Raw genomic sequence first — 24,337 nt, 5'->3', positions numbered from 1 at the left:
TATTCATTTTTCTCAGCGGGAATCACCGGGATCTGTTCAGGAAAGCGGGCGGGAATTCTTCATGGGAACGCATAAAAGCAAAACTCCGGCTGTTTCGGGTTTTCCGTCCGGACATGCGTAAAAACAAAAAGATAGAGTCTGTCCGGCAATCCTGTGTTCGCCGGACATGCTCCAGATGTCGGGACGGCAATGCCTCGCCCCGACCTTCGCAAGAGCATGCATCAAAGGTGGAGAAGGCCGGGTAAGGGGTATGACCCCGGTCTGCTCCGAACTGACATTTCCAGGGATGGTGGGACACCGTTTCCCGTTTGGACATGGCTGAAAAGCAGAGAACATGTCTGAGCCGGTTTTGCGCTTGGAACGAAAAAAGCAAGATAGAATGACAGCGTCCCTGGTGTGTCTGGCACAATCGGGGCGGAGTTGGGGACAAAGGAAGGGGTGGAGCCGTCCGCGTTCTACCTCGGGGGTGAGCACATTGTTTAAGATTTTAACGGCACTCGATCCGAAGGCAGACCTGACAACAGGCCTGGTGGCGGACAATGATGATTATCCCGCGATCGCCCCCTATGCCGCCGTGGAGGAATGGACGAGTGACCTTGCCAATGGCGTTTTGAAACTGGGGCCACGGGCGGTGGCGCTCCACGGTCTTTCATTGCCGGAATGCGGACTGCTCAGCCTGACACGCTGCTATGAAGCCGAAGACCGGGGCCATATCCTGTCGATCTTCGAACAGGCTGCCACGACGCCTTCGTCCTTCTGCTTTTCCGCCACCATCGTCAACAGCGGCTTTCGCTATCCGGTCTTCTGTCTGGGACGGTCGCTGGAGCGGCTGACGGATCCGTGCCCACCCTCCTCGCTGATGCAAGCGCTGGCAGGGGAGCCGCATCGGGTAAGCCTGCCGCTCTCCAGCGTCAGTCCACTGGACATGCTGCGGCCTCCGGTCGAGGTGATCCGCGGTATCTTCGTCTTTCCGCACTTTACCGCACCACCTGCCGGCGACGATCAACGGGTGATGGACTAAAAAAGAGACCCGAAATTTTCGGGTCCCTGTAGATGCGTGAATGCCGAGATGACCGATCAGCCGCCGAAGATCGTTCTCAAGATGTCAATGCCGCGATCGTCATAGCTGACATCGCCCTGCTTGTTGCCGGGGCCGACGACGATGACCTTGGTGCCGATTGGCGCGCGGGCATAAAGATCCTCGACATCCTTGTTGTTCATGCGGATGCAGCCGGAGGACAGGTTGAGCCCGATGGACCAGGGCTGGTTGGTGCCGTGAATACGGAAAATCGTATCCTGATTGCCCTTGTAGAGATACATGGCGCGCGCGCCCAACGGATTATCGATCCCGCCCGGCTGCACCACCGGCAGCATGTGACCCCGGCGCGCCTCGCGCACCCGCATTTCCTCGGGCGGACGCCAGCTCGGCCATTCTTCCTTGCGGCCGATCTTCACCACGCCGGACCAGCCGAAGCCTTCGCGGCCGACGCCGACACCGTAGCGCGTGGCGCGATTATTGCCTTCGACCAGATAGAGAAACTTGTTGTTGGTATCGATAATGATCGTGCCGGGCTGCTCGCTGGTGGAGAGCCGCACCAGACGGCGCTTGAACTTGTCCGGCACCGGACGCTTCATCATGTCCGGCGTCACCACCGAACTTGCGGTGGAGTTGGCCGGATCATCCGCTGGCCGGGGAGCGGCCTCGGCCGAAGCCGCCATCACCATCTGCAATGCCAGCATTCCGGCCAGCACGCTCTTTACCGTCATCATTCCCATGAATACCCCTCTCCATCGCTTGATGATCGTGATGTTTATGCAATGAAAGCAAGGTTTCAAGCATGCCCATCCGACCTTGACGCATTGGCGACACAATCTGTCTGCTTGCGACAAAAAAGCCTCACATGACAATCACTTTGGTGCCCACCGGCACGCGTTCATAAAGATCCGTGACATCCTCGTTGCGCATGCGGATGCAGCCGGAGGACACACCATAGCCGATGGTCCAAGGCGCATTGGTGCCGTGAATGCGATAGAGCGTCGAGCCAAGATAGAGCGCGCGCGCACCCAGCGGGTTTTCCGGCCCACCGGCCATGCGGGCGGGCAGATAATGGCCCTTGGCCGCTTCGCGCTCGATCATTTCCTGCGGCGGAATCCATTCCGGCCACTCGCTCTTGCGCGTCACGCGGTGCTCACCGGCCCATTCGAAGCCCGGCTTGCCGACCCCCACGCCGTAACGCTTCGCCTTGCCGCCCTCCATCACCAGATAGAGAAACCGGTTATTGGTATCGATCACCAGCGTGCCCGGCTTTTCCTCAGTCTGGTAAGAGACGATCTGCGGCAGGAATTGCGGCGCCGTCGGTGTGACCTGCCGGGGCAGCGGCTGCATGGCCACCTGCTGCGCCTTGGGCTGTGGCGCCATGGCCGGACGCAGCGGAACCGGCTGAACGGCAGCAGGACGGGCTGCCTGATAGACGACCCGGCGATTGTCCATGGGGGCTGGGCGCGGCGGATAGACGGGTGCCGTCTGACGCATGACCTGCGGGGCAGCGGCACGCGGCTGATCCACCGCCCCTCGCGGCTTGACGCCCAGTTGCAGCAGCCAGGGCGCCGCGAGATCGGGGCTGACGATCACCGGCGGGCGGCTCTGATAGCGGTCATCCGCGTTTGCGGCAAAGGGCAGAACAAGTGCGGCAAGGCAGAGGCTGAAAAGAGATTTGCGGCAAGACATGGCACGGCCCCGGAAAAAATATTGACGCGCCGACCGTGACACCACGCGGGTGCTCAAAAGGTAAACAGGCCTTCGCTTCAACTTTAACAATTGAGGAAAGCTTTTATCAGGGTTAGCAATCCGTTTGAAAAAAGAGTGAACAAATAGTAAACAAAACTGAAGACAAGGGAGAATCACCATGACGGAAACGGCCGGACTGATCGCGGATGAAAGCGGTGCGCTTCGCTGTTTCTGGCATGGCGGACTTGAGGATTATCGTCGCTATCATGACGAGGAATGGGGCCGCCCGGTCACCGATGACCATCGGCTGTTCGAGAAGATTTGTCTGGAAGGGTTCCAGTCGGGCCTGTCCTGGCTGACCATTCTGCGCAAGCGGGAGAATTTCCGCGCGGCCTTTGCGGGTTTCGATTTCGAAAAGGTCGCGCACTTCACCGAGGAGGATATTGCCCGCTGCCTTGCCGATGCCGGGATTATCCGCCATCGCGGCAAGATCGTCTCCACCATCAACAATGCCCGCCGGGCCGTAGCGCTGAAAGAGGAGTTCGGATCACTTTCCGCCTACTTCTGGCGTTTCGAGCCAGAAGCTCAGGAGCGCCCGGCACGGATGGATTATGAGACGCTGCGCGCCAACCCCACCTCGCCAACCTCCATCCGCCTTTCCAAGGATCTGAAAAAGCGCGGCTGGACCTTCGTCGGCCCCACCACCGTCTATGCCTTCATGCAGGCCATGGGTCTGGTAAACGACCATCTGGAAGGCTGCATCTGCCGCCCGCAGGTGGAGGCGCTGCGCGCCGCCTTTCTCCGGCCTACTGCATAATTCCTTAAATCCTAATCGATTTAAGGATAAAATTATGCAGCAGCTTTAAAGGCTTACAGCGTCCTTTGTACGTTTGATAAAACGACGGCGCTGTCGCTGATCAGCTATTGATGGAAGCCACAAGCTCCGGCAGGGCGCGCAGATCCGGCAGTTCGCGAAAGCGCGGCGCATCCACCGGCTTTTCGACATGTTCCAGCACCCAGGTCAGTTCATGGGGCACGAACACGCCCCAGGCCCCGGTGGCCAATGCTGGCACCACATCGGATTTCAGGGAATTGCCCACCATCATTGCCCGCTCCGGCTCCTCGCCATGCTTGGAAAAAATCCGGCGATAGACGGTCGCGGTCTTGTCCGACACGATCTCGATGGCATCGAAGAAATCGCCGAGGCCGGATTGCGCCAGTTTCCGCTCCTGATCGAACAGGTCGCCCTTGGTGATCATCACGAGGAAATAGTGACCCGCCAGTGCCTCCAGCACCTCTTCCACCCCCGGCACCGTCTCCACCGGATGCTGCAGCAGCTCGCGGCCAATCTCCAGAATGCGGCTGATGACCGCCCCCGGCGCTCGACCCTCCGTCACCTCCAGCGCCGTTTCGATCATCGACAGGGTAAAGCCCTTGATGCCGAAGCCGTAATGGGCAAGATTGCGCTTCTCCGCTTCCAGCAAACGCCCGGAAATCATCTCCGGCGCGGCATAATCGGCCAGCAGGCTGCGAAAATGCTCTTCCGTCAGGCGGTAATAATGTTCGTTCTGCCAGAGCGTATCGTCGGCATCGAGGCCGATCATGCACAGCGAACGGGTCATGCTCTCCTCCTTCTCAGAACCGGGAGCGGCGGCACCGCTCCCGTCCTGCCTCTGCTCTTCAGCATTTCTACACGGAAAACCGTGACGACACTTTTCTCAGGACAATGCTCTATCGCGAATGTTCGGCAAGCCACGCCTTCATCATCGCAATCTCACCCTCCTGGGCGGTGATGATGTCCTGAGCCAGTTTGCGCAGCTTTTCATCCTTGCCATATTGCAACTCCACCTTCGCCATGTCGATGGCGCCCTGGTGATGGGCGATCATGCCGCGCACGAAATCCACGTCGGCATTGCCGCTGTAGTCGATGTCCATGGCCTTGTGCATGCGGGCATTCGCAGCCGCAAAGGCCTGTGAGGACGGGCTTTGCGCCTGCTCCTGCCCCGCCATGGCGCCATGCATGTGCATGGGTTTGTCCTCGGCAGAAGCTCCGAAGGCGGCGGCCAGCAGCAAGGCTGCCGTGATGATGGTCTTTTTCATCTCTCGTTCCTTTTCAAAACAGTCTTTGTCGATGACCCGGCGCTTGGCCGGGCTGGAAAAGTCTGTTTCAGGAACGAGGGGGCGGCAGCGGCGGCGCAGCCTTTTCAAAGAGCAGCGCCAGGCTGAAATGCGGTGGCGGCGCGTCATGCAAAAGCGAACCTGCCCGCGCCATGGGCGGGGTGGCTGGTAGCAGAAAACAGAGCGCGCAATGACCGCTGAACATTTGCGCCCCCTGCCCGCCACAATGGGTTTTTTCGGCAGAGCCGGGCTTTGCCGTCTCCCCATGCGCGCTCATGTCATGATGCATGGCAGCCTGTATTTCATGGCCGCTCACATCCATTCCGCAACCCATGCCGGAAACAGGCAGGGCTGCGTAGCCAAGCACGGCCAACAACAGCAGCAGACGGACGACTGTTTTCATGCGTATATAGTAGGAGCGGGACCGCGGCTTGTGAAGTCACCATTCACGCGGGTCCAATGATCGGCGATCAAAACCACGCACCCACCTGGTGCACGATCTGATAATCGCGGCTTTCCTCGCCAAGCGGCGCTACCGGCCAGTTCCACTCGGCTTTCGCAGCGGCAAGCGGCACACCGGCCATGAGATCGGCTGCATCGCGCACCGCCCCGGTGCGATCGACAACCTCAAAGCGGGTATCCGTGACCAGACAGGTTTTGGCGGGAAGCTGATGCAATCCATCGATATGGGCGGCGATCAGGCGGGCCACCGCGTCCTCTGGCAGGGTGCCGGGCGGCTCTTTTTCCAGACGGCGCTTAACCCCGCGCCCGATCTGCGACAGCAGATTGGCCGAGATGACGAGATCGAGATAGGGAACGCGCCGCAGAAAATCGAGCGGCTCGGGTGTCTGCCCGGCCTTGAGCGCATCATAACCGGAAAGATCGCGCTCGATCAGCCGCACATTCTTCAGCCCCTGCACGCCAAGCCACAGCCTCACGCTGGCCAGATGCACAAGATCGATCAGCACCACCGTATCGAAGGCGGCGGCCAGCGGGCGCAGCGGCACATCGCGAAGCAGGCCAGAGCCCAGCACCACCGCCGTGCGGCGCGGCTTGGCAGCCGAAGCCGCCGCCAGAATGGCGCCACGGGTATTGTCCTCATGGGGTGCCCAGGCCTTTGCGCAGCGCCTTGCCCGCGACCAGAGATTGACCGAGGAACGGATAAAGGGCCGATGGGCGGGCGTGGTCACCGGAAAGGTCGCGGCATAATTCAGGGCTTCCAGGATCATGGCAGCTAAGCCGCCCTTTTGCGCGCAACCAGCGTTTCCGCCAGCGCAATCCACTGTTTGGCGCGGGTGGACCAGCTATAGGCCTCCCGGGCGTAAGCCGCGCGGGCGGCGCGGCGGGCTGCGGCCTCGGCAGGGTTGGCGCGGGCTTCCTTCAAGGCGCCGATGACCATGTCCGCATAGGGCAGGATATCGAAGGGCGTGCGCACCAGCGCCTTGCTCAGATCCGTCGGCGCGATCATCCGGCCATGGCCGTTCAGCGTTTCCGGCAGGGCGCCAAGGGCGGTGGTCAGCACATCGGCCCCGCTCGCCATCGCCTCCATCACGGTGATGCAGGAGGTTTCCTCAAAATTCGAAGGATAGGCGAGTGCCGCCGCATCGCGATAGGCCTCGGCCAGTTTCTGCTGCGGCACCGGGCCGACATAATCTGCCCCCGGCAACGCCCGCGTCAGATCGTAGAGATAGCGATAGGGATCGGTATTCGGGTCTTCACCGTAAAGCGCCATGCCGGCAAAGACCTTGAGCGTCACATCCGGCACGGCGGCGCGGATGGTGGGATAGGCGAGCAACAGCCGGTCCAGCCCGCGAAAGGGTGTGCTGCTGTAGAAAAGCGAGGGGGCGGCCCCCGTCTCGAACCAGGCGGGCTGCAAGGGCTCCCGTCCGAAGGCGGGAGAAATCGCATTGCCAATGACATGGACCTTGTCCAGCGATACACCGAGATGCTGGTGATAGCGTTCCGCCTGCCAGCGGCTGACGGTGACGAACCCATCCCAGGTCAGCATTTCCTCCTGCTCCAACAGCTTGCGCACGCCGGGCTGGTCGCTCATCAGATGGCACCAGAGCACCATGGGCGTGGACGGGCCGATACTCTGGCGCAGCTTCTGCCCGAAGGCGCCGGAAACCACCACCACCAGATCCTGACTGCGAACCTGATCGGGCGAAAAAGCCTGCGGCGGCACCACCCGCACCCCTTGCACCACCCGCTCCGGGGCTCTGGGGTTCAGCAACGTGACCGTTGCGCCAGCCCGCGCCAGTTCGGCGGAGAGATAGGCGACGGCGGATTCCGTGCCGCCCAAAGGCCGCTCATAGGGGGTCTGCGGATCGAAATCCGGGGCGAAGGGAATGAAGAACAGGATTTTCATGATGCACGCCAGCCTGACAGTTTCGAGCGGTGTAGCGCGTAACCGTTTCCTGAGGCTGACCTTGGGCAGAGATCGTCATGCGTCCAGAATGGTGCTTTCACCTTGCCCCGCCCTGCCGCATCCTCTAAGAGACAGGCACTTTTGAACACACAGACAATCGGTTGCCGATCATGAGCGAAAAGACCAAGAAGCCGCAGAAACTCAAAGCCCGCCTGCCGCGCGGTTTCGTGGATCGCGAGGCTCATGACATCCGGGCCGTCAACGAGATGGTGGAGAAGATCCGCGCCGTCTACGAGCGCTATGGCTTCGACCCGGTGGAAACGCCGCTCTTTGAATATACCGATGCGCTGGGCAAGTTCCTGCCCGATAGCGACCGCCCCAATGAGGGCGTGTTTTCGCTGCAGGACGATGACGAGCAATGGATGAGCCTGCGCTACGACCTCACCGCGCCGCTCGCCCGCCATGTCGCGGAAAATTTCAACGAGATCCAGCTTCCCTACCGCACCTATCGCGCCGGTTACGTCTTCCGCAATGAAAAGCCGGGGCCGGGCCGTTTTCGCCAGTTCATGCAGTTCGATGCCGATACCGTCGGCGCGCCCGGCGTGCAGGCCGATGCCGAAATGTGCATGATGATGGCCGATACGCTGGAAGCGCTCGGCATCAAGCGCGGCGATTACGTGATCCGGGTGAACAACCGCAAGGTTCTGGATGGCGTGATGGAGGCGATTGGGCTTGGCGGCGATGAGAATGCGGCGCGTCGGCTCAACGTGCTGCGGGCGATCGACAAGCTGGACAAGTTTGGCCCGGAAGGCGTGAAGCTTCTGTTGGGTGCAGGCCGCAAGGACGAGAGCGGCGATTTCACCAAGGGTGCGGGGCTGGATGAGACGCAGATCGGCAAGGTGCTGTTTTTCGTCGGCATCAAGGATTATGCGGAAAGTGCTGCCGATCTTGCCGCTCTGGTCGCGGGAACGACCAAAGGTGAAGAAGGCGTTGAAGAACTGAACATGATCGGCGCTCTGGTCGCGGGTGCAGGTTATGACGCCTCACGCATCAAGATCGACCCCTCCGTCGTTCGTGGCCTCGAATACTACACCGGCCCCGTCTACGAAGCCGAACTCACCTTCGACGTCACCAATGAAAAGGGTGAGAAGGTTGTGTTCGGCTCGGTCGGCGGCGGCGGGCGGTATGATGGTCTCGTCTCGCGCTTCATGGGCCAGCCGGTTCCGGCCACGGGCTTTTCCATTGGCGTGTCGCGTCTGATGACGGCGCTGAAAAACCTCGGCAAGCTCGGGGCCGATGAGGTGATCGCGCCGGTTCTCGTCACGGTCATGGATGGCGATGTCGAGGCCATGGGGCGCTATCAGCGCTTTACCCAGGCGCTGAGAGCCGAAGGCATCCGTGCCGAGATTTATCAGGGCAACTGGAAGAAGTTCGGCAACCAGCTGAAATATGCCGACCGTCGCGGCTCCCCCATCGCCATCATTCAGGGCGGTGACGAGCGGACCCAGGGCGCGGTGCAGATCAAGGACCTGATCGAAGGCAAGCGGCTTTCCGGCGCAATCACCGACAACACCGAATGGCGCGAGGCCCGCGTGGCGCAGGTCGTGGTGCCGGAAGCCGAACTGGTGGCCAAGGTGAAGGAAATGCTGGCTGCGCAGAAGGCCGATCGTGACCGGGCAAAGAACAACTGATGGCACTTCTCGGCTTTCACCACGTTCAGCTTGCCATGCCCGCCGGTGAGGAAGCGCGTGCGCGTGCCTTTTATAGCGCGGTACTCGGTCTTTCCGAGGTGGAAAAGCCTGCCGATCTCGCCGGGCGGGGCGGGTGCTGGTTTGAAAGCGGCAGCCTGCGGGTTCATCTGGGGGTGGAGGCGGATTTCCGCCCCGCCCGCAAGGCCCATCCTGCATTTCTGGTCGATGATCTTGCCCGGCTTGAACGCCGGGTGCGCGAAGGCGGCTATGAAACCGCAACCGATGTGCCACTTGCGGGGTTCACGCGGCTGCATGTGTTCGATCCCTTCGGCAACCGCATCGAACTCATCCAGGCGATGTGAGGGAAGATCATGCCGCGTGATGTTCTGGCCGAGGCCTGCCCCGTTTTCCTGACAGGAGCCCTTTCATGCCCCTGATTAACATGCCGGATTTTGCCGGCGCCCTTCTTGATAACTTCGCCGCGCGCGGGGCGGCGCGCGTTGATACGCCGGTTATCCAGCCCGCCGCGCCGTTTCTGGATATGGCAGGCGAGGATCTGCGGCGGCGGATTTTCCTCACCGAAAGCGAGACCGGTGAAAGCCTGTGCCTGCGCCCGGAATTCACCATTCCCGTCTGCCTCAGCCATATCGAAACCGCCACCGGCACACCGAAACGCTATGCCTATCTGGGCGAGGTGTTTCGCCAGCGGCGTGAAGGCCCCAGCGAATTTTATCAGGCCGGCATCGAAGACCTGGGCGAGACGGCGACGGCACGCGCCGATGCCCGCGCCATCAGCGATGCGGTCGGCATTCTGGAAACACTGCTGCCGGGCCGCCCGCTGGCGATCACGCTGGGCGATCAGGCGGTGTTCGAGGCGGTGGTGAAGGCGCTGGGCCTGCCCTCGGGCTGGCAGAAGCGGCTGATCCAGGCCTTTGGCGACAGCGCCCATCTCGATCATCTTCTGGACAATCTGGCGAGCCCGCAGCCTGTCTCCGGCCTGCCGGACGCGGTGGAGAAGCCGTTGGCCGCCGAGGATGAGGCAGGCCTGATGGCGCTGATTGCCGCACGCATGGAAGAAACCGGCTATTCCACCAATGCCAGCCGCAGCCCAAGGGAAATCGCGGCACGGCTGAAGGAAAAGCGGGCGCTGGCCAGGACGCGGCTCGACGGTGCGGCTCTCCTGCTGCTGCGCGAATTCCTGACACTGGATCTGCCGCTCAACGATGCCGCCAGCGCGCTGGCCGGTTTTGCCGATGCGGCGGGCCTGACGCTCGGCGACGCGCTCACCCGGTTCGAGGAGCGGGTGGCGGCCCTCACCCGGCTTGGCCTCGACCTCTCCCGCATGACCTACCGTGCTGCCTTCGGACGTCCGCTGGATTATTACACCGGTCTCGTCTTCGAAGTGGCCGAACAGGATGAAAAGGCGGTGCTGGCCGGTGGTGGCCGGTTTGACCGCCTGCTGACATTGCTGGGCGCGAAACAGCCCATTCCGGCCGTGGGCTTTTCGCTCTGGCTGGACCGGATCGAGATTGCGAGGTCGCGCTGATGACCATCACCATCGGATTGCCCTCCAAAGGGCGCATGAAGGAAGAGGCCTCGGCGATTTTCGAAAAGGCGGGGCTGAAAATCGTCGCCGTCGGCAATGATCGCTCCTATCGCGGCCGCGTGGAGGGCGAAGATATCGACATCGCCTTTCTCTCGGCCTCGGAAATCGCCCGTGAGATCGGCAATGGCACGGTGGATTTCGGCGTGACCGGCGAAGATCTGGTGCGGGAAGGGCTGGCCGATGCCGATGCACGGGTGGAAATTGCCGCCCGTCTCGGCTTCGGTCACGCCGATGTGGTGGTAGCCGTGCCGGAACTCTGGCTGGATGTGGATAGCATGGCCGATCTCGGCGATGTCGCCGCCGATTTTCGCGCCCGCCATGGCCGCCGTCTGGCGATTGCCACGAAATACTGGCGGCTGACGCAGCAATTCTTCTCCCGCCAGCATGGCATCCAGCTTTACCGCATCGTGGAAAGCCTGGGCGCCACCGAAGGCGCACCGGCTGCCGGGCAGGCCGATATCATCGTCGATATCACCTCCACCGGCTCGACACTGAAGGCCAACCACCTGAAGATCCTGAACGACGGGGTGATCCTGCGATCCGAGGCCTGCCTCGTGCGTGCCCGAAAGCCGGAGCATGAGGGCAATCCGCAGATTGCCCGGATCATCGAAAACATGCGCGCTGTCTTGTCATAATAAGATAGATGTAGAAAAAGCCCGCTGGTTTTGCCAGCGGGCTTTTTTAAGGGTTTAACTCTTTGTTTTTTACGCATTTCCGGGCGAAAAACCGAAGTCCACGGCTCCTGGAAATGCTCTGGCCATTAAGCCAGAACAGGCTTGTAAGCGCCGCGGCGGGCATCCAGCGAATAGGCGCCGGGGCCATAGGTGGCGAGCAGGATATAGGCGCCGGCCAGCGTGATATTCTTCATGAACATGATCTGGTTCATCACGCTCAGATAGCCGTTGGCGGCATCCGGGAAGCCCGGCACGTTGATGGCATGGCCGTGGAAGACCACCCCGGTGAAGATGCAGAACAGGGCCAGCGCCCAGCCGGCGAGACGGGTCTGGAAGCCGATAAGCACGGCAAGGCCGGTCACCAGTTCGAAGAGACCGGCCAGATAGGCAAGCACGGTTGCCGCCGGCATGCCGGCCTGGGTGATCATACCGGCCGTCCCCGCCGGATCGGCAAGCTTGCCGAAGCCGGACAGAATGAAGATGGCCGATAGCAGAATACGAGCCAGCAGAATGATGGCATTGTTGGCGTTGGACATGGGATGTCTCCGGTTATCGGCCCGATGGCCGAAGGTGTTTCAGCTCCGGCAGGATGGAAAGCCTTGATCCAAGCCCTGCGCTTGCCGCTATTCATGACAAAAATCATATGTCGTGAATAGATAAACAATCAAAGACATTTCGTTCACTTATTGAGAACAATAATACGAAGAGTCATTGAAGATGACTCTTCGTATTCCCTTTTCGAATATCTCAAGCCCTGGATGCATTTGAGATATTCGAAATTCCTTCAAGGCGAGGATGCGTTAGCATCTTCGAGCCTTGGTATAAGAGACTGGATCCGGGCTCAGAACCGGTTACACGTCAGGCTACCCTTCTGCTGCACGGGCTTCTGGCCGGGGCCGAGCACTGGCGGTTGAACGCTGATCGTATAGCCGCCGCGAAATACATTGATGTCATCGGGCGTGACGTGGCTCTCCAGCAACAGGCTGACCAGCGAAACATCCTCGTTCGTGCCGGAGCGGCTGGAGGTGTAGAGGCGCAGGGTTTCGCCGTCTCGCCAGTATTGTTTGACATCGCCGCCAGCAAGCGAGAGCTGGCCTTCCAGCGTCTGTTTGGTCCCAGGCTTGAACACGATGACGCCGCGCAGGTAGGCCAGCGGCCAGCCGGCATCTTCCCGGAAGGCCATTTCCACCACCAGCTTCACCAGCGGATCGTCAACGGCGCAGTAATAGCGGTCCAGCGCATGGGCCGGACGGCCTGTCAGCGCGAAAAAACCAAAAAGGGGGATGAAAAACGAAACCAGCGCTTGCCGGCATGCCAACTGTTTTTTCATGGGGCAGCCTCCCTGACTGCGCCTCCCTGCAGATGACACGGTATTGTTGCAGAACCCTGTTATAAATCCCTTAATTTTACCGGGGTCTCTCCACCATAGGCCCAGTCCAGCAATTCGACGCTGTGCAGGACCGGCGTTTGCGTGCCGGAACCGATCTGGGTGAGACAGCCGATATTGCCCGCCACGATCACATCCGGCTTCAGCGCTGCCAGAGAACGCAGCTTACGCTCCTTCAACTGCCCGGCAATCTCCGGCTGGAGAATGTTATAGGTGCCTGCAGACCCACAGCAGAGATGGGAGGCCGCCGGTTCGCGCACGCGAAAGCCTGCCCGCTGCAGGACCTGCTTTGGAATGGCGGTGATCTTCTGGCCATGCTGCAGCGAACAGGCGGCATGATAGGCCACGGTCAGCGGCCGCTGCGGCAATTCCGGCAGATCGAGCACGGCCAGATATTCGGTGATGTCGCGCGCCAGCGCCGCCACCTTAGCCGCCTTTTCGGCATAGGCGGCATCCTGGCGCAGCATATGGGCGTAATCCTTGATCGTCGTGCCGCAGCCGGATGTGGTGATCAGGATGGCGTCGAGCCCTCGCGCCTCGATTTCCCGGCACCAGGCATCGATATTGCGGCGGGCAAAGTCCAGCGCCGCCTCTTCACGGCCCATATGATGGGTGAGCGAGCCGCAACACCCCTCTCCCTCGACGGTGACGACCTCGATACCGAAACGGGTGAGCAGCCGCTGTGCCGCCGCATTGATACCGGGATCGAGCACCGTCTGCGCGCAGCCCTTGAGCAGCGCCACGCGGCCCTTGGGCGGCCCACTCGGCCTGACGTCTTCCCGCCGCGCGTCCGGCAGGCGCTTCGGGGCGAGATCGAGCATCGCCGCGAGCGGCCTCAGCGCCTTGCTGGCCCTGAACACCGGCATCAGCAGCCGCCCCAGCGGCGCCAGTTGCAGGGCCAGCCGCAGACGGCGCGGAAAAGGCAGCACGAAGGCGAGCAGCGCCCGCATCAGCCGGTCGGCCAGCGGGCGGCGGTAGGTTTTCTCGATATGGGCGCGGGCATGATCCACCAAATGCATATAATCCACCCCGGATGGACAGGTGGTGGTGCAGGCCAGACAGGAGAGGCAGCGGTCGATATGGGTGACCACCTCCTCATCCGCCGCGCGGCCATTTTCCAGCATGTCCTTGATGAGATAGATGCGCCCGCGCGGACTATCCAGCTCATTGCCCAGCGTCACATAGGTGGGACAGGTGGCCGTGCAGAAGCCGCAATGCACGCATTTGCGCAAAATGCCTTCCGCCTCGGCCAGTTTCGGATCCGCAAGCTGGGTGAGGGAAAAATTGGTCTGCATGTCATGCGCTTTCCGCAAAAGAGGCTTGGGGCGGCGTCATCAGGCCGGGATTGAAGAGAGCCTTGGGGTCGAGGCTCAGCCGAACCGCAGCGGTGAGCGCAGCCACCGCTGGCGAGAGCGGCTCGAAGGCGGGGGTTATCGCCCGCATCGGCTGATCGGCGCGCATCAGTGTGGCATGGCCGCCGCCCAGCGCCGCAATGCCCTGGCGGATGAGAGAGGCATCGCATTCGCTCTCCGGGCGCATCCAGACGAGCCCGCCCTGCCAGTCATAAAAGGCATCGATGGCGGCGTGCAGTCTCAGCCCCGCCACCAGTTGATGCCCTGCCATCGGCGCGACGGAGACGCGCCAGACCGGCTTGTTCTGACCATCGGCAAAAGGTATCACATCGCGCACCTGCTGCCAGAGCAGCTGGCTTTCCTCCGCGCCAAGCGAGGTGACGCTGCCGAGCCGTGACAGGGCTTCGCGGAGCTTCGCCACCCGCTCGGTGACGGAGGCGGGCAGGCCCTCCAGCCTGAGCAGCGTCGCCGGGCCGCTGGGCAGATGGCCACCCAGCAGCCGGGGGCTGACCAGTTCCGGCAGGTGCGCGGCACCACTCACCTCCACCGGCAGGGCCATGGCAATGGCGATGGCGCGGGCGGCCTCATCATCGAGAAGACCGGAGAGCACCACCGTCTCAACCGCACGCGGGCGCGGCAGCACCTTGAAGGTCACCTCGGTCAGAAAGCCCAGCGTGCCGTAGGAGCCTGCCAGCAGCTTGACGAGATCGAGCCCCGTGACATTTTTCATCACCCGGCCACCGGCCCTGATCCCCTCCCCCCTGCCGTTGACGAAGCGGATGCCGAGCAGATGATCGCGCGCAGCGCCTGCCGTGAACCGCCGGGGGCCGGAGGCGTTGGTGGCGAAGACGCCGCCAATGGTCGGCGTGCCGGTGGTGCCCATCAGCGGGCGGTGATCCGGCGGCTCGAAGGCCAGGCCCTGCCCGGCTTCGGTCACGGCGGCCTCGATCTCGGCCATCGGCGTCCCGGCCCGTGCCGTCAGCACCATTTCCGCCGGGTCATAGGCCACAATGCCCGAGAGGCCGCGCGAGGAGAGAACAGAATCAGCCTTCACCGCATGGCCGAAGCCTGACCGTGTACCGCCGCCCTGAAGATGCAGCGCCGCGCCATTCGTCGCTGAGGTCTTGATGATCTGCGAGGCTTCTGCCTCGGACGTGGGGGCATAAACGGGCATGTTCACGAGCGGCCCTCCAGCGGAAAGACCTTGGAAGGGTTGAGCAGCCAGTCCGGATCGAAGGCGGCGCGCACCGCCATCTGCTGCTTCAGATCGGCCTCGCTATATTGATGGCGCATCAGGTCGCGCTTTTCGATGCCGACACCATGCTCGCCGGTGAGACAGCCACCGGCATCGACGCAGAGCCGCAGAATATCGTTGCCCGCGGCTTCCGCCTTCGCGGCATCCTCCGGATCGTTGATGTTGTAGAGGATCAGCGGATGCATGTTGCCGTCTCCGGCATGGAAGACATTGGCGACCCTAAGCCCGTAGGAGCGGGTGATTTCTCCGGTTCTCTTCAGCACATGCGCAAGCTGGCTGAGCGGCACCGTACCGTCCATGCAGATATAATCGGCAATGCGGCCCGTGGCGCCGAAAGCGGATTTACGGCCCTTCCAGATCAGCGCCGCTTCGGTGGCGGACTGGCTTTCCCGCACGGTTTTCACCCCATGTGTGCGGGCAATATCGCAGATCAGCGCCAGCATGGCCTCCATCTCGGCCTCGGAGCCTTCCACCTCGACGATCAGCAGCGCCTCCACATCCATGGGATAGCCTGCCTTGGCAAAGGCCTCGCAGATCTCGATGGCGGGCTTGTCCATGAATTCGATGGCGACCGGCACGATGCCCGCGCCGATGATATCGGCCACACAGGTGCCCGCCGCCTCGGCACTGTCGAAGCCGAACAGCACGGGGCGCGCACCCTCGGGCTTGGCGAGCAGCCGCACGGTGGCCTCGGTGACGATGCCGAGCTGGCCTTCCGAGCCGCAGACGAGGCCGAGAAGATCGTAACCTGCCGCATCCAGCGCCTTGCCACCCAGCTCGATCACCGTGCCATCCACCAGCACCATCTTCACGCCGAGCAGATTGTTGGTGGTCACGCCATATTTCAGGCAATGCGCGCCGCCGGAATTCATGCCGATATTGCCGCCGATGGTGCAGGCCAGTTGCGAACTGGGATCGGGCGCGTAAAAAAAGCCTTCCGGCCCGACCGCCTCGGAAATCGAGAGATTGGTGACACCGGCCTGGACGGTGGCGGTGCGGTTGAAGAGATCGATGTCGAGGATCTTCGTCATCGCCGACAGGCCGACGATCACGGCATCTTCCTGGCCGATGGCGCCGCCGGAAAGCGAGGTGCCGGCACCCCGCGGCACGATCTTCACCTTGCGGCGATGACAGGCGGCCATAACGGCGGCAAGCTGGGCGGTGGTTTCCGGCAGGGCCACGGCCAGCGGCGTGCGGCGATAGGCGAGGAAGCCATCGGTTTCGAAGGGGGTGAGTTCGCGCGGGCGATGGATCAGCCGTTCCGGCGGCAGGATGGCGGCAAGCTCGGCGATGATCGCCTCACGCTCCGCCACAATCCGGGGATCGGGTTGAAGAAAGCGGATGGCTTCGGCCATGATATCCTCCCAGAGCATTGTCCCGAGAAAAGTGGGAGCCGGCTTTCCGTCCGGAAATGCGTAAAAACGAAAAGTCAGATCGATCAGGCGGATGCCACCCCTCACTCCGAATGGCCTGCCAGACGACAAGGAATATCAGCGCGGTGGCCGAAATTAAAGCCTCTTCATCCGCGGCGTCTTGCGCGGGGCCTGCCGCTGGAAAGCCAGGCATGGGTCTGATCCGCGGCAATGGGCGGCGAGTAGAAAAAGCCTTGCACAACCGTTGCACCCATGCGCTTCAGGAGATTGAGCTGGGCTTCGGTTTCCACGCCTTCGACGATCACATCCAGCCCCATGTCGGCGGAGAGCGACAGCACGGAGCGGACGATCTTGCGGCTGGAGGTGGAGGTTTCGATATCCACCACGAAGCTGCGGTCGATCTTCAGCTTGGTTAGCGGCAGATTGTGCAATTGGCTGAGACTGGAATAGCCGGTGCCGAAATCATCGAGCGCCACGCCGACACCCACCCGCCGCAACATTTCCACGGCGGCACGCGCCTGCTCGAAATCCTGCAACATCGAGGTCTCGGTGATTTCCAGATTGATCGCCGAAGGCGGCACGGCGCTGGCTTCGATGATGGCGATCAGCCGCAGCACGCCCTCATGGCTGGTCAGATCATTGGCCGAGAGATTGAAGGACAGGAAGGTGCCGGACGGCCAGGTGGCGGCAAGATCCAGCGCCTTTTTCAGAAGCTTGCGGGTGATGAGACCGATGCGGCCGGTATGTTCGGCAATCGGCACGAAATGCGCGGGCGGCACCATGCCGGTTTTCGGGCTGCTCCAGCGCGCAAGCGCCTCGAAGCCAATGCAACGGCCGGTCTTCACCTCGATGATCGGCTGATAGAGCAGCGACAGTTCCTCATCGAGATCGGCAGTGATGAAAGCCTCCTCGATGGCCTTCTGGCGTGACATCTCCACCGCCTGGGCGGGATTGAAGATCATCGTGCCGCCGCGGCGCGCCTTCTTGGCGCTGTAAAGGGCGTAATCAGCCTTTTCATAGATCTGCTGGGCATCCTCGCCATCGGTGGGATAGACGGCAAAACCCACCGAGCCGGTGACCTGCACACTGCCCGCCCCGATCTGCACCGGCAGGCCGATGGCAGCGCAGACATCCGCGCCCAGCCCTTCCAGCCGCGCCTGCGTGGTATCGCGCTCCACCACGATGCCGAATTCGTCGCCACCGAGGCGGGCGACGAAAATGTCGGCGCCGGTCAGCGCCGTCATCCGCTCGGCAATGTCGCAGAGCAGGCGGTCGCCGGCAGCATGGCCATGCAGATCGTTGACGGGCTTGAAGCCGTCAAGATCGAGAACGCCGACGGCAAAGCGGCTATTCTGTTCTGCCGCGCGCCCATGCACGCGATCCAGATGCTCGAAGAAACTGCGGCGATTGGGAATGAGCGTCAGACTGTCGAGATTGGCGAGCCGCAGATTTTCATCGGACAACCGCTTCACCGCGTCATTCTGCTGGCGCAAGGCCTGCTGCTGATCCTGCAACACCTGGCGCGATTCATGCAGGCGGCGGAAATCCCGGTATTGCGCCAGCAGGATCACGATCAACGCGCCGCTGACCAGCGCCACGTCGAAACCCATGGCCATCAGGGTTTCGACCCCGGTGGTCATGAAGGTGACGGCAATCACGGCATTGACGATCAGCGTGACGATCAGCGCCGCCGAGCGCAGATGCATCAGGCAGAAAATGCAGCCGATCACGGTGATGGCCATGAAGAAGGCCACATGCGACCGGTGATAGGCCTCGCCATAGGGCAGGAAACACAGCGACCAGCCGGAGCAGAAGATGGCAATCGGCCCGGCCAGCCAATTGGTGGACTTCAGGCGCCGATAGGCCGTCGCGGCATCCACCTCAACCTTGCGCTTGCTCAGCCAGCCCACCGTGCGCAGCGCGCAGACCAGGACGAATGCTCCCGGCAGATAGAGCGTCAACCACAGCGGCGCGATATCCCGATGCGCCCAGCACAGCGCAATCATATTGGTGCAAAGCGTAAAATAGAGCAGCGGCACCTGCCGGGAAAACGCCTTGAACTGTGCAAGCGTCAACTCGGGATTGTCATTGGGCACGGCAAAAAGCCGCCGCATCCTCAGGACAAGTCCGGGCAGGATGGAACGAAAAGCCATCAGTGACATACCTTGATCGGAACTGGATGGCGCATCCTAAAATAGCACGGGTTAAAATACAGGAAGTGTTTTTGCGCGATTTCGCCGCATGCTGAAACATTTCCGGGAGCATGCCGTCTTTGGCGCGTGCCAACGGCTTTATTAGATATACATCATAAAAATATTCCGAGACGGGTCATATTTTCGAATTATTTTTCCAGCAACATGGAACAATTCTCTTCCTGACCTATTATATGAGGTCATATTCGAAACAAGTTTTCAAAGCGGAAGCATGATCACCTCACCGGACACTGCCGAAACGCCTCGAATTGCCCTTGTTTCCACCCACGGCTATGTCGCCGCGAACCCGCCTTTGGGCGCTGCCGATACCGGCGGACAGGTGGTTTATGTTCTGGAACTTGCCAAGAAGCTGGGCCAGCTGGGCCACAAGGTGGACATCTACACCCGCCGCTTCGAGGACCAGCCGGAGATCGACATCGTCGATGACAATTGCCGGGTGATCCGCATTCCCTGCGGCGGGCGTGACTTTATCCCCAAGGAATATCTGCACCGGCATCTGAAGGAATGGAACGAGAAGGCACTGCGTTTCATCAAGCAGCACGGCCTCCACTATCTCTTCGTCAACAGCCATTACTGGGATGCGGGCGTGGCAGGCCAGCGGCTCTCGGAGGCGCTCACCATTCCTCATATTCATACGCCGCATTCCCTGGGCCTGTGGAAAAAGCGGCAGATGGAGACCGACTATCCCGAACGGGCCGATCGCTTCGAGGCGGAGTTCAATTTCAAGGAGCGGATCCAGCATGAGCTGATCCTCTACCGCACCTGCCAGCTGGTGATCGCCACCACGCCCATCCAGCTCGACATGCTGGTGGACGACTATAATGTGGCCCGGCACCGGGTGCATATGATCCCGCCCGGCTATGACGACAACCGCTTTTACCCGGTTTCCGGCGCCTCACGGCAGATGCTGCGCCAGCGCCTCGGCTTCGAGGGGCAGGTCGTGCTGGCGCTGGGGCGGCTTGCCACCAACAAGGGCTATGATTTGCTGGTGGACGGATTTTCCGTGCTGGCCGCGCGCCTGCCGGAGGCGCGGCTTCGGCTTGCGGTGGGCGGCGAAAACATGGACGAACAGGAAAGCGGGCTCCTGGCGCAGCTGAAAGAACAGGTCCATGCGCTTGGCCTTGAGGATCGGGTGGATTTCACCGGCTTTGTGCCGGATGAGGACCTGCCGGATTACTACCGCGCTGCCGACCTCTTCGTGCTTTCCAGCCGCTACGAACCCTTCGGCATGACCGCCATCGAGGCCATGGCCTGCGGGACGCCAACCGTGGTGACCATTCATGGCGGCCTTTTCCGCGCCGTCAGCTACGGGCGGCACGCGCTCTATGCCGATCCGTTCGACCGGGAAGACCTCGGCATCACCATGATGAAGCCGCTGAAACATCCGCGTCTCAACGGGCGGCTTTCGCGCATGGGTGCCCACAAGGCCCGCAGCCTCTTCACCTGGACGGGCATTGCCCAGCAGCTTGTCGCGCTGGTGGAAGGGCGCGCCGTGAGCCCCGCACTCGATGATACCGATTGGGACGAACCATGGAACGACGGGGATTGAAACCCATCCGGCTTTTCTCATCCGACCTCGACGGAACGCTGGCAGGCGACACCAAAGCCGCGCGCCGCTTTGCCGCCTTCTGGCAGAAGATCGAGCCGGAAAACCGGCCGTTGCTCGTCTATAACAGCGGCAGGCTTGTGGATGACGTTCTGCGCTTTGCCGCCGAACAGGGCCTGCCGGACGCCGATTTCATCATTGGCGGCGTCGGAACCATGCTGCATGGCGCAGCTGAGCCCGAGCTTGCCGACCACTACCATCTCAATATCGGAGCGGGCTATGATGTCGAAAAGATCAACGCCCTCCTGGCCGGGATCGAGGCACTGCAATACCAGCCCGAGCGCTATCAGCATGAACGTAAATCCAGCTGGTATCTGCACGAGGCAACGCCGGAGCAATTGCTGTCCATCGAAAACGCTCTGCTCGATCAGGGACTGGCCGTAAAGCTCGTCTATTCCAGCAAGCGCGATCTGGACATTCTGCCCGCCCGTGCCGACAAGGGACAGGCGCTGACCTGGCTCTGCCGGCAACTGGCCGTCCATCTGGATGAGGTGGTGGTGGCGGGCGATACCGGCAACGACCTTGAGATGTTCACGCTCTCCACCGTGCGTGGCATCGTGCCCGCCAACGGGCTTGACGAACTGACGGCGCTGGCCAAGGACAATCCGCTGATCTACCGCGCCCGCAAGCCGGAAGCCGATGGCGTCATCGAGGGCCTGAAACACTGGATGGCCCCCTGAAACAGCCGCGAATCACGCCACCATTGTGAGGTTCGGACAGGTCTGCAGAGCGCCAAGGCCCGGTTGCATGCTTTGTTTTTGACATAATGATATGTCATATGCCGTTTCCTTGGGGCTTGCTGGCCGTTTCCTCTGGATCCTCCCAGAAATACCAGAGGAAATTTTCAAAAAACTGTCATAAAACCTTACATTTATGCGCGCTATGGTGGGACACTGTCTGAAGCGCCAACCGGACCGTTGCTGTTCGTCGATGCCAGCGGCCCAAAAAGCACTTCTGACGGGAAAGCGAGAACAGGATTGACCATATTGGGCCGCATAGCCTCCGAGATAGAATTGATGTTCAGGCGGCCGCCCAGGCAGCAATTCGGCGCCATTTGCTACCGATGGAGCGAGGACGCGAACGGTTCGGCTCAACCCGAGGTTCTGCTGATCACCAGCCGGGATACGGGCCGCTGGGTCATTCCGAAGGGCTGGCCGATGGGCAACAAGAAGTCCCATGCGGTGGCCGAACGCGAGGCCTATGAAGAGGCGGGCGTCAAGGGCAAGGTGTCGAAAGAAGCCTTTGGCAGCTATCTCTATGACAAGGTCATGCCGGAGGGCATTGCCATGCCGTGCGAGGTCAAGGTCTTCCTCCTGGAAGTGCGCGAATTGAAGGATGATTATCCTGAAAAGGGCACGCGGCGGCTGGAATGGGTGCCCTGCGCGGAGGCGGCGCGGCGGGTGCGCGAGCCGCAATTGCAGGAGCTTTTGAAGACCATGCCGCAAAGGTTGGCGAAGCGTTCCTCCTGAGGGCTTGACGCCGGTTGTGGTTTGCGCTTTTTGCGATCCCACGGAAGGGACGGAAGGGCAGATTTGGTGCTTCGCACGCCTCCGCAGACGATTGAACTCCAAAACCTCACAGCCGCGATCATGACAGATTTCAAACCCGAGACCGGCAAGCCGGTTGCGGCCAAGCCCGGCAAGACGGTTCTGGACAAGGATCTGGACCGGTTGACCTTCCTGGAAACGGCCACCCAGCACGTCACCCGCGGGCTTGCGCCCTTTGGGCTTGCCCTGATCTTCGTGGTGCTGGCCGCCGCCTATGCGCTGAGCTTTGCCATTGGCCATCCTGACGCAGCCCTTTTGATTGCCGCTGCCGCCCTTGCGGCCTATATGGCCATGAATATCGGCGCCAATGACGTGACCAACAATGTCGGGGCAGCCGTCGGCGCCCGCGCCATCAGCATGCGCGGCGCTCTGCTGATGGCCGCCTGTTTCGAAATCGCAGGCGCGATGATCGGCAGCCGTGAAGTCGTGCGCACCATTTCCACCTCTATCGTTTCTCCGGCCCTCGTCGAGGACCCGCTGGTCTTTGCCTGGATCATGATGTCGGCGCTGTTTGCGGCAGCCCTCTGGATCAATCTCGCCACCTGGCTCAATGCGCCGGTCTCCACCACCCACTCCATGGTTGGTAGCATCATCGGCGCGGGCTTTTCCGCCGTCGGCTCCTCGGCCATCAACTGGCCGGCCATCGCCGGCATCACCCTGGGCTGGGTGTTTTCGCCGATGCTGGGGGGGCTGATTGCGGCGGGCTTCCTGTTTGTGATCTATGATCTCATCGTCTATCGGCCGGACAAGATCGCCGCCGCACGGCGCTGGCTGCCCATTCTGATCGGGCTGATGGCGGCGAGTTTTTCGCTCTATCTCACCATCCGGGGGGTCGATCAGGTCTATTCCGTCGGGCGGCTCCGGGCCTTTGGCGTCGCCTGCATCATCGGACTGGCGGTCTGGGCGCTCATGGTGCCGGTGATCCGCCGTCAATCGGTGGGGCTTGAAAACCGCAACCAGTCGCTGCGCAGCCTGTTTCGCCTGCCGCTCGTCGGTTCGGCTGCCCTTCTGTCCTTCGCCCATGGCGCCAATGACGTCTCCAACGCCATCGGGCCGCTGACCGGCATCGTCAATGCCTTGCGCTCCTACGGGCCGATCGGCTTTGGACCGTCGGCGGGCATCACCATTCCGTTCTGGGTCATGGCGATTGGCTCGCTCGGCATATCGGTGGGGCTTTTGCTGTTCGGGCCGCGGCTGATCCGCCTCGTCGGCTCGAAAATCACCAAGCTCAATCCGATGCGCGCCTTCTGCGTTGCCATGTCGGCGGCAGTGACGGTGATTACCGCCTCCTGGATCGGCCTGCCGGTCAGTTCCACCCATATTGCGGTGGGCGCGGTGTTCGGCGTCGGCTTCTTTCGCGAATATTACAATCGCCACTCCCGCCGCCGCAAAGCCTACCTCGCCGAAAAGGCGCTCAGCCTGCGGGGTGCTGAGACGCCAGATACAGACACGGACGAAACGGACGAGGCCCCGCCGCGACCGGCCAGGAAAAAGGCCAATCGCGATGAAGCCGTGCGCCGCAGGCTGGTGCGCCGTTCCTACCTGCTCAGCATTCTGCTGGCCTGGGCGGTGACGCTGCCGGTCTCCGCCGGGCTTGCGGCCATTGTCTACCGCGTTATGTTCGCGCTGTTTGGATAGGACCGGAACGAGAATGCGCGCCAATTACCGGATGCAACGCCTCTACGTGGAGGCCGATCTTTTCAAGGACCAGCCGGTTGAGGCCAATGCCGGTCAATTCAACTATCTCGCCAATGTGCTGCGGCTTGCCGAAGGGACGGAGATCCTGCTGTTCAACGGCCGTCACGGCGAATGGCGCGCCTCCCTCACCTATCCCACCCGCAAGAAGATCCTGCTCACCCCGCTTGAGGAAACACGCCCGCAGCCTGAGGCCCCGGACCTCGTCTTTCTCTTCGCGCCGCTCAAGGTGGGGCGGATGGATTATCTGATCCAGAAGGCGGTGGAGATGGGCGCGGGGCTGTTGCAGCCGGTGATGACCCAGCATGTGCAAGGCAAGATCACCAGTCTGGAGCGGCTTGAGGCCAATGCCGTGGAGGCGGCGGAGCAATGCGGCATTCTGGCGATCCCGACAATCGCACCGCCGCAGAAGCTGAAAACGCTGCTGGACACTTGGCCCGCAGACCGGCGCATCGTCTTCTGCGACGAAGACAGCGCCACCAACAATCCGATGGCCGCGCTTTCCGCCATCAGCGAGACGAAGCTGGCGCTGCTGGTCGGGCCGGAGGGCGGTTTTTCCGAGGAGGAGCGTGCGCTGCTGCGTGGACTGCCCTTTGTCACCGCCATTCCGCTGGGGCCGCGCATCCTGCGCGCCGACACTGCCGCCGTCGCGGCCTTGGCGGTGCTGCAGGCAACGGCAGGCGACTGGCGCTGATTTGCTGACCGTTTCCGGCCAAACCGTTTT

At 61.8% G+C, this 24,337-nt stretch carries 24 protein-coding genes; 11 read left to right on the top strand and 13 right to left on the bottom strand.

Annotated elements, in window-relative coordinates; translation table 11 throughout:
* The first annotated feature begins 475 nt into the window (after positions 1–475).
* Positions 476–1,021: a hypothetical protein gene (locus QO005_RS06435; protein ID WP_307157175.1), complete on the top strand. Its 546-nt coding sequence runs from the start codon at positions 476–478 to the stop codon at positions 1,019–1,021.
* Positions 1,022–1,077: 56 nt separating this feature from the next.
* On the opposite strand, the gene QO005_RS06430 is transcribed toward QO005_RS06435, so the two are convergent.
* Complete coding sequence (locus QO005_RS06430) at positions 1,078–1,770, bottom strand: L,D-transpeptidase (RefSeq protein WP_307157403.1); 693 nt, start codon at positions 1,768–1,770, stop codon at positions 1,078–1,080.
* 127 nt (positions 1,771–1,897) lie between these two features.
* Positions 1,898–2,728: a L,D-transpeptidase family protein gene (locus QO005_RS06425; RefSeq protein ID WP_307157174.1), complete on the bottom strand. Its 831-nt coding sequence runs from the start codon at positions 2,726–2,728 to the stop codon at positions 1,898–1,900.
* 178 nt (positions 2,729–2,906) lie between these two features.
* Between QO005_RS06425 and QO005_RS06420 the strand changes: the two genes are divergently transcribed.
* The gene (locus tag QO005_RS06420) at positions 2,907–3,545 is read left to right on the top strand and encodes a DNA-3-methyladenine glycosylase I (protein WP_307157173.1); all 639 of its coding nucleotides are present in this window, start codon (positions 2,907–2,909) and stop codon (positions 3,543–3,545) included.
* Positions 3,546–3,645: 100 nt separating this feature from the next.
* Here the strand turns inward: QO005_RS06420 and QO005_RS06415 are convergent, their stop codons facing one another.
* The 5 genes from QO005_RS06415 to QO005_RS06395 all read right to left on the bottom strand — a co-directional run bounded on the left by QO005_RS06415 (position 3,646) and on the right by QO005_RS06395 (position 7,214).
* Positions 3,646–4,350 (bottom strand): HAD family hydrolase, encoded by a 705-nt coding sequence (locus QO005_RS06415; RefSeq protein WP_307157172.1) that lies wholly within the window; start codon positions 4,348–4,350, stop codon positions 3,646–3,648.
* A 109-nt stretch (positions 4,351–4,459) separates the two neighbouring features.
* Positions 4,460–4,828, bottom strand: a complete 369-nt coding sequence (copM, locus tag QO005_RS06410; protein ID WP_307157171.1) for a CopM family metallochaperone — start codon at positions 4,826–4,828, stop codon at positions 4,460–4,462.
* A 67-nt stretch (positions 4,829–4,895) separates the two neighbouring features.
* A complete protein-coding gene (locus QO005_RS06405) occupies positions 4,896–5,249 on the bottom strand; it encodes a hypothetical protein (RefSeq protein WP_307157170.1) in 354 nt (117 codons plus the stop codon).
* Positions 5,250–5,316: 67 nt separating this feature from the next.
* Positions 5,317–6,075 carry a hypothetical protein gene (locus QO005_RS06400; RefSeq protein ID WP_307157169.1) on the bottom strand — a complete coding sequence of 253 codons (759 nt, stop codon included), beginning with the start codon at positions 6,073–6,075 and terminating at the stop codon, positions 5,317–5,319.
* 5 nt (positions 6,076–6,080) lie between these two features.
* Complete coding sequence (locus tag QO005_RS06395) at positions 6,081–7,214, bottom strand: glycosyltransferase family 4 protein (RefSeq protein WP_307157168.1); 1,134 nt, start codon at positions 7,212–7,214, stop codon at positions 6,081–6,083.
* 170 nt (positions 7,215–7,384) lie between these two features.
* Here QO005_RS06395 and hisS point away from each other — a divergent pair, with 170 nt between their 5' ends.
* From hisS to hisG, 4 genes are all read left to right on the top strand, one after another.
* Positions 7,385–8,905, top strand: a complete 1,521-nt coding sequence (hisS, locus tag QO005_RS06390) for a histidine--tRNA ligase (protein WP_307157167.1) — start codon at positions 7,385–7,387, stop codon at positions 8,903–8,905.
* Positions 8,905–9,267, top strand: coding sequence for a VOC family protein (locus tag QO005_RS06385; RefSeq protein WP_307157166.1), 363 nt, complete (start codon positions 8,905–8,907; stop codon positions 9,265–9,267). Before hisS ends, QO005_RS06385 begins: the two co-directional genes overlap by 1 nt.
* Before the next feature lie 65 nt (positions 9,268–9,332).
* Positions 9,333–10,451, top strand: coding sequence for an ATP phosphoribosyltransferase regulatory subunit (locus QO005_RS06380; RefSeq protein ID WP_307157165.1), 1,119 nt, complete (start codon positions 9,333–9,335; stop codon positions 10,449–10,451).
* On the top strand, positions 10,451–11,146 hold the full coding sequence (gene hisG, locus QO005_RS06375; RefSeq protein ID WP_307157164.1) for an ATP phosphoribosyltransferase: 696 nt from the start codon (positions 10,451–10,453) through the stop codon (positions 11,144–11,146). Before QO005_RS06380 ends, hisG begins: the two co-directional genes overlap by 1 nt.
* Positions 11,147–11,271: 125 nt before the next feature.
* Here the strand turns inward: hisG and QO005_RS06370 are convergent, their stop codons facing one another.
* From QO005_RS06370 to QO005_RS06345, 6 genes are all read right to left on the bottom strand, one after another.
* Positions 11,272–11,721: a DoxX family protein gene (locus QO005_RS06370; protein ID WP_307157163.1), complete on the bottom strand. Its 450-nt coding sequence runs from the start codon at positions 11,719–11,721 to the stop codon at positions 11,272–11,274.
* Between the two features lie 305 nt (positions 11,722–12,026).
* Positions 12,027–12,515, bottom strand: a complete 489-nt coding sequence (locus QO005_RS06365; RefSeq protein WP_307157162.1) for a hypothetical protein — start codon at positions 12,513–12,515, stop codon at positions 12,027–12,029.
* 59 nt (positions 12,516–12,574) lie between these two features.
* Complete coding sequence (glcF, locus tag QO005_RS06360; protein WP_307157161.1) at positions 12,575–13,867, bottom strand: glycolate oxidase subunit GlcF; 1,293 nt, start codon at positions 13,865–13,867, stop codon at positions 12,575–12,577.
* A 1-nt stretch (position 13,868) separates the two neighbouring features.
* Positions 13,869–15,098, bottom strand: a complete 1,230-nt coding sequence (locus QO005_RS06355) for an FAD-binding protein (protein ID WP_307157402.1) — start codon at positions 15,096–15,098, stop codon at positions 13,869–13,871.
* Between the two features lie 2 nt (positions 15,099–15,100).
* Positions 15,101–16,534, bottom strand: coding sequence for an FAD-linked oxidase C-terminal domain-containing protein (locus QO005_RS06350; RefSeq protein ID WP_307157160.1), 1,434 nt, complete (start codon positions 16,532–16,534; stop codon positions 15,101–15,103).
* Positions 16,535–16,698: 164 nt separating this feature from the next.
* A complete protein-coding gene (locus tag QO005_RS06345) occupies positions 16,699–18,705 on the bottom strand; it encodes a putative bifunctional diguanylate cyclase/phosphodiesterase (RefSeq protein ID WP_307157159.1) in 2,007 nt (668 codons plus the stop codon).
* A gap of 271 nt (positions 18,706–18,976) precedes the next feature.
* Between QO005_RS06345 and QO005_RS06340 the strand changes: the two genes are divergently transcribed.
* The 5 genes from QO005_RS06340 to QO005_RS06320 all read left to right on the top strand — a co-directional run bounded on the left by QO005_RS06340 (position 18,977) and on the right by QO005_RS06320 (position 24,307).
* Positions 18,977–20,314: a glycosyltransferase family 4 protein gene (locus QO005_RS06340; RefSeq protein ID WP_307157158.1), complete on the top strand. Its 1,338-nt coding sequence runs from the start codon at positions 18,977–18,979 to the stop codon at positions 20,312–20,314.
* Positions 20,296–21,051, top strand: coding sequence for an HAD-IIB family hydrolase (locus QO005_RS06335; protein ID WP_307157157.1), 756 nt, complete (start codon positions 20,296–20,298; stop codon positions 21,049–21,051). Before QO005_RS06340 ends, QO005_RS06335 begins: the two co-directional genes overlap by 19 nt.
* A 336-nt stretch (positions 21,052–21,387) precedes the next feature.
* On the top strand, positions 21,388–21,840 hold the full coding sequence (locus QO005_RS06330; protein WP_307157156.1) for an NUDIX hydrolase: 453 nt from the start codon (positions 21,388–21,390) through the stop codon (positions 21,838–21,840).
* A 120-nt stretch (positions 21,841–21,960) separates the two neighbouring features.
* Positions 21,961–23,556 carry an inorganic phosphate transporter gene (locus QO005_RS06325; protein ID WP_307157155.1) on the top strand — a complete coding sequence of 532 codons (1,596 nt, stop codon included), beginning with the start codon at positions 21,961–21,963 and terminating at the stop codon, positions 23,554–23,556.
* Positions 23,557–23,569: 13 nt separating this feature from the next.
* Positions 23,570–24,307, top strand: coding sequence for a 16S rRNA (uracil(1498)-N(3))-methyltransferase (locus QO005_RS06320; RefSeq protein WP_307157154.1), 738 nt, complete (start codon positions 23,570–23,572; stop codon positions 24,305–24,307).
* The last annotated feature ends 30 nt before the right edge of the window (positions 24,308–24,337 follow it).

Origin of the sequence: Allorhizobium paknamense (genome assembly GCF_030815125.1) — a bacterium.
Taxonomy (GTDB): domain Bacteria; phylum Pseudomonadota; class Alphaproteobacteria; order Rhizobiales; family Rhizobiaceae; genus Allorhizobium; species Allorhizobium paknamense.
Note: the sequence above shows the minus strand (reverse complement) of the source record. Positions and strands in the feature narration are given on the sequence as shown.

Excerpts from the sequence above, each read along its gene's own strand:
- QO005_RS06430 (WP_307157403.1), bottom strand. The coding sequence starts at position 1,770 with ATGATGACGGTAAAGAGCGTGCTGGCCGGAATGCTGGCATTGCAGATG.
- hisG (WP_307157164.1), top strand. The coding sequence starts at position 10,451 with ATGACCATCACCATCGGATTGCCCTCCAAAGGGCGCATGAAGGAAGAG.
- QO005_RS06335 (WP_307157157.1), top strand. The coding sequence starts at position 20,296 with ATGGAACGACGGGGATTGAAACCCATCCGGCTTTTCTCATCCGACCTC.
- QO005_RS06345 (WP_307157159.1), bottom strand. The coding sequence starts at position 18,705 with ATGGCTTTTCGTTCCATCCTGCCCGGACTTGTCCTGAGGATGCGGCGG.
- glcF (WP_307157161.1), bottom strand. The coding sequence starts at position 13,867 with ATGCAGACCAATTTTTCCCTCACCCAGCTTGCGGATCCGAAACTGGCC.
- QO005_RS06365 (WP_307157162.1), bottom strand. The coding sequence starts at position 12,515 with ATGAAAAAACAGTTGGCATGCCGGCAAGCGCTGGTTTCGTTTTTCATC.
- QO005_RS06425 (WP_307157174.1), bottom strand. The coding sequence starts at position 2,728 with ATGTCTTGCCGCAAATCTCTTTTCAGCCTCTGCCTTGCCGCACTTGTT.
- QO005_RS06325 (WP_307157155.1), top strand. The coding sequence starts at position 21,961 with ATGACAGATTTCAAACCCGAGACCGGCAAGCCGGTTGCGGCCAAGCCC.
- QO005_RS06405 (WP_307157170.1), bottom strand. The coding sequence starts at position 5,249 with ATGAAAACAGTCGTCCGTCTGCTGCTGTTGTTGGCCGTGCTTGGCTAC.
- QO005_RS06340 (WP_307157158.1), top strand. The coding sequence starts at position 18,977 with ATGATCACCTCACCGGACACTGCCGAAACGCCTCGAATTGCCCTTGTT.
- QO005_RS06420 (WP_307157173.1), top strand. The coding sequence starts at position 2,907 with ATGACGGAAACGGCCGGACTGATCGCGGATGAAAGCGGTGCGCTTCGC.
- hisS (WP_307157167.1), top strand. The coding sequence starts at position 7,385 with ATGAGCGAAAAGACCAAGAAGCCGCAGAAACTCAAAGCCCGCCTGCCG.
- QO005_RS06355 (WP_307157402.1), bottom strand. The coding sequence starts at position 15,098 with ATGCCCGTTTATGCCCCCACGTCCGAGGCAGAAGCCTCGCAGATCATC.
- QO005_RS06370 (WP_307157163.1), bottom strand. The coding sequence starts at position 11,721 with ATGTCCAACGCCAACAATGCCATCATTCTGCTGGCTCGTATTCTGCTA.
- QO005_RS06400 (WP_307157169.1), bottom strand. The coding sequence starts at position 6,075 with ATGATCCTGGAAGCCCTGAATTATGCCGCGACCTTTCCGGTGACCACG.
- QO005_RS06330 (WP_307157156.1), top strand. The coding sequence starts at position 21,388 with ATGTTCAGGCGGCCGCCCAGGCAGCAATTCGGCGCCATTTGCTACCGA.
- copM (WP_307157171.1), bottom strand. The coding sequence starts at position 4,828 with ATGAAAAAGACCATCATCACGGCAGCCTTGCTGCTGGCCGCCGCCTTC.
- QO005_RS06350 (WP_307157160.1), bottom strand. The coding sequence starts at position 16,534 with ATGGCCGAAGCCATCCGCTTTCTTCAACCCGATCCCCGGATTGTGGCG.
- QO005_RS06395 (WP_307157168.1), bottom strand. The coding sequence starts at position 7,214 with ATGAAAATCCTGTTCTTCATTCCCTTCGCCCCGGATTTCGATCCGCAG.
- QO005_RS06385 (WP_307157166.1), top strand. The coding sequence starts at position 8,905 with ATGGCACTTCTCGGCTTTCACCACGTTCAGCTTGCCATGCCCGCCGGT.
- QO005_RS06380 (WP_307157165.1), top strand. The coding sequence starts at position 9,333 with ATGCCCCTGATTAACATGCCGGATTTTGCCGGCGCCCTTCTTGATAAC.
- QO005_RS06320 (WP_307157154.1), top strand. The coding sequence starts at position 23,570 with ATGCGCGCCAATTACCGGATGCAACGCCTCTACGTGGAGGCCGATCTT.
- QO005_RS06415 (WP_307157172.1), bottom strand. The coding sequence starts at position 4,350 with ATGACCCGTTCGCTGTGCATGATCGGCCTCGATGCCGACGATACGCTC.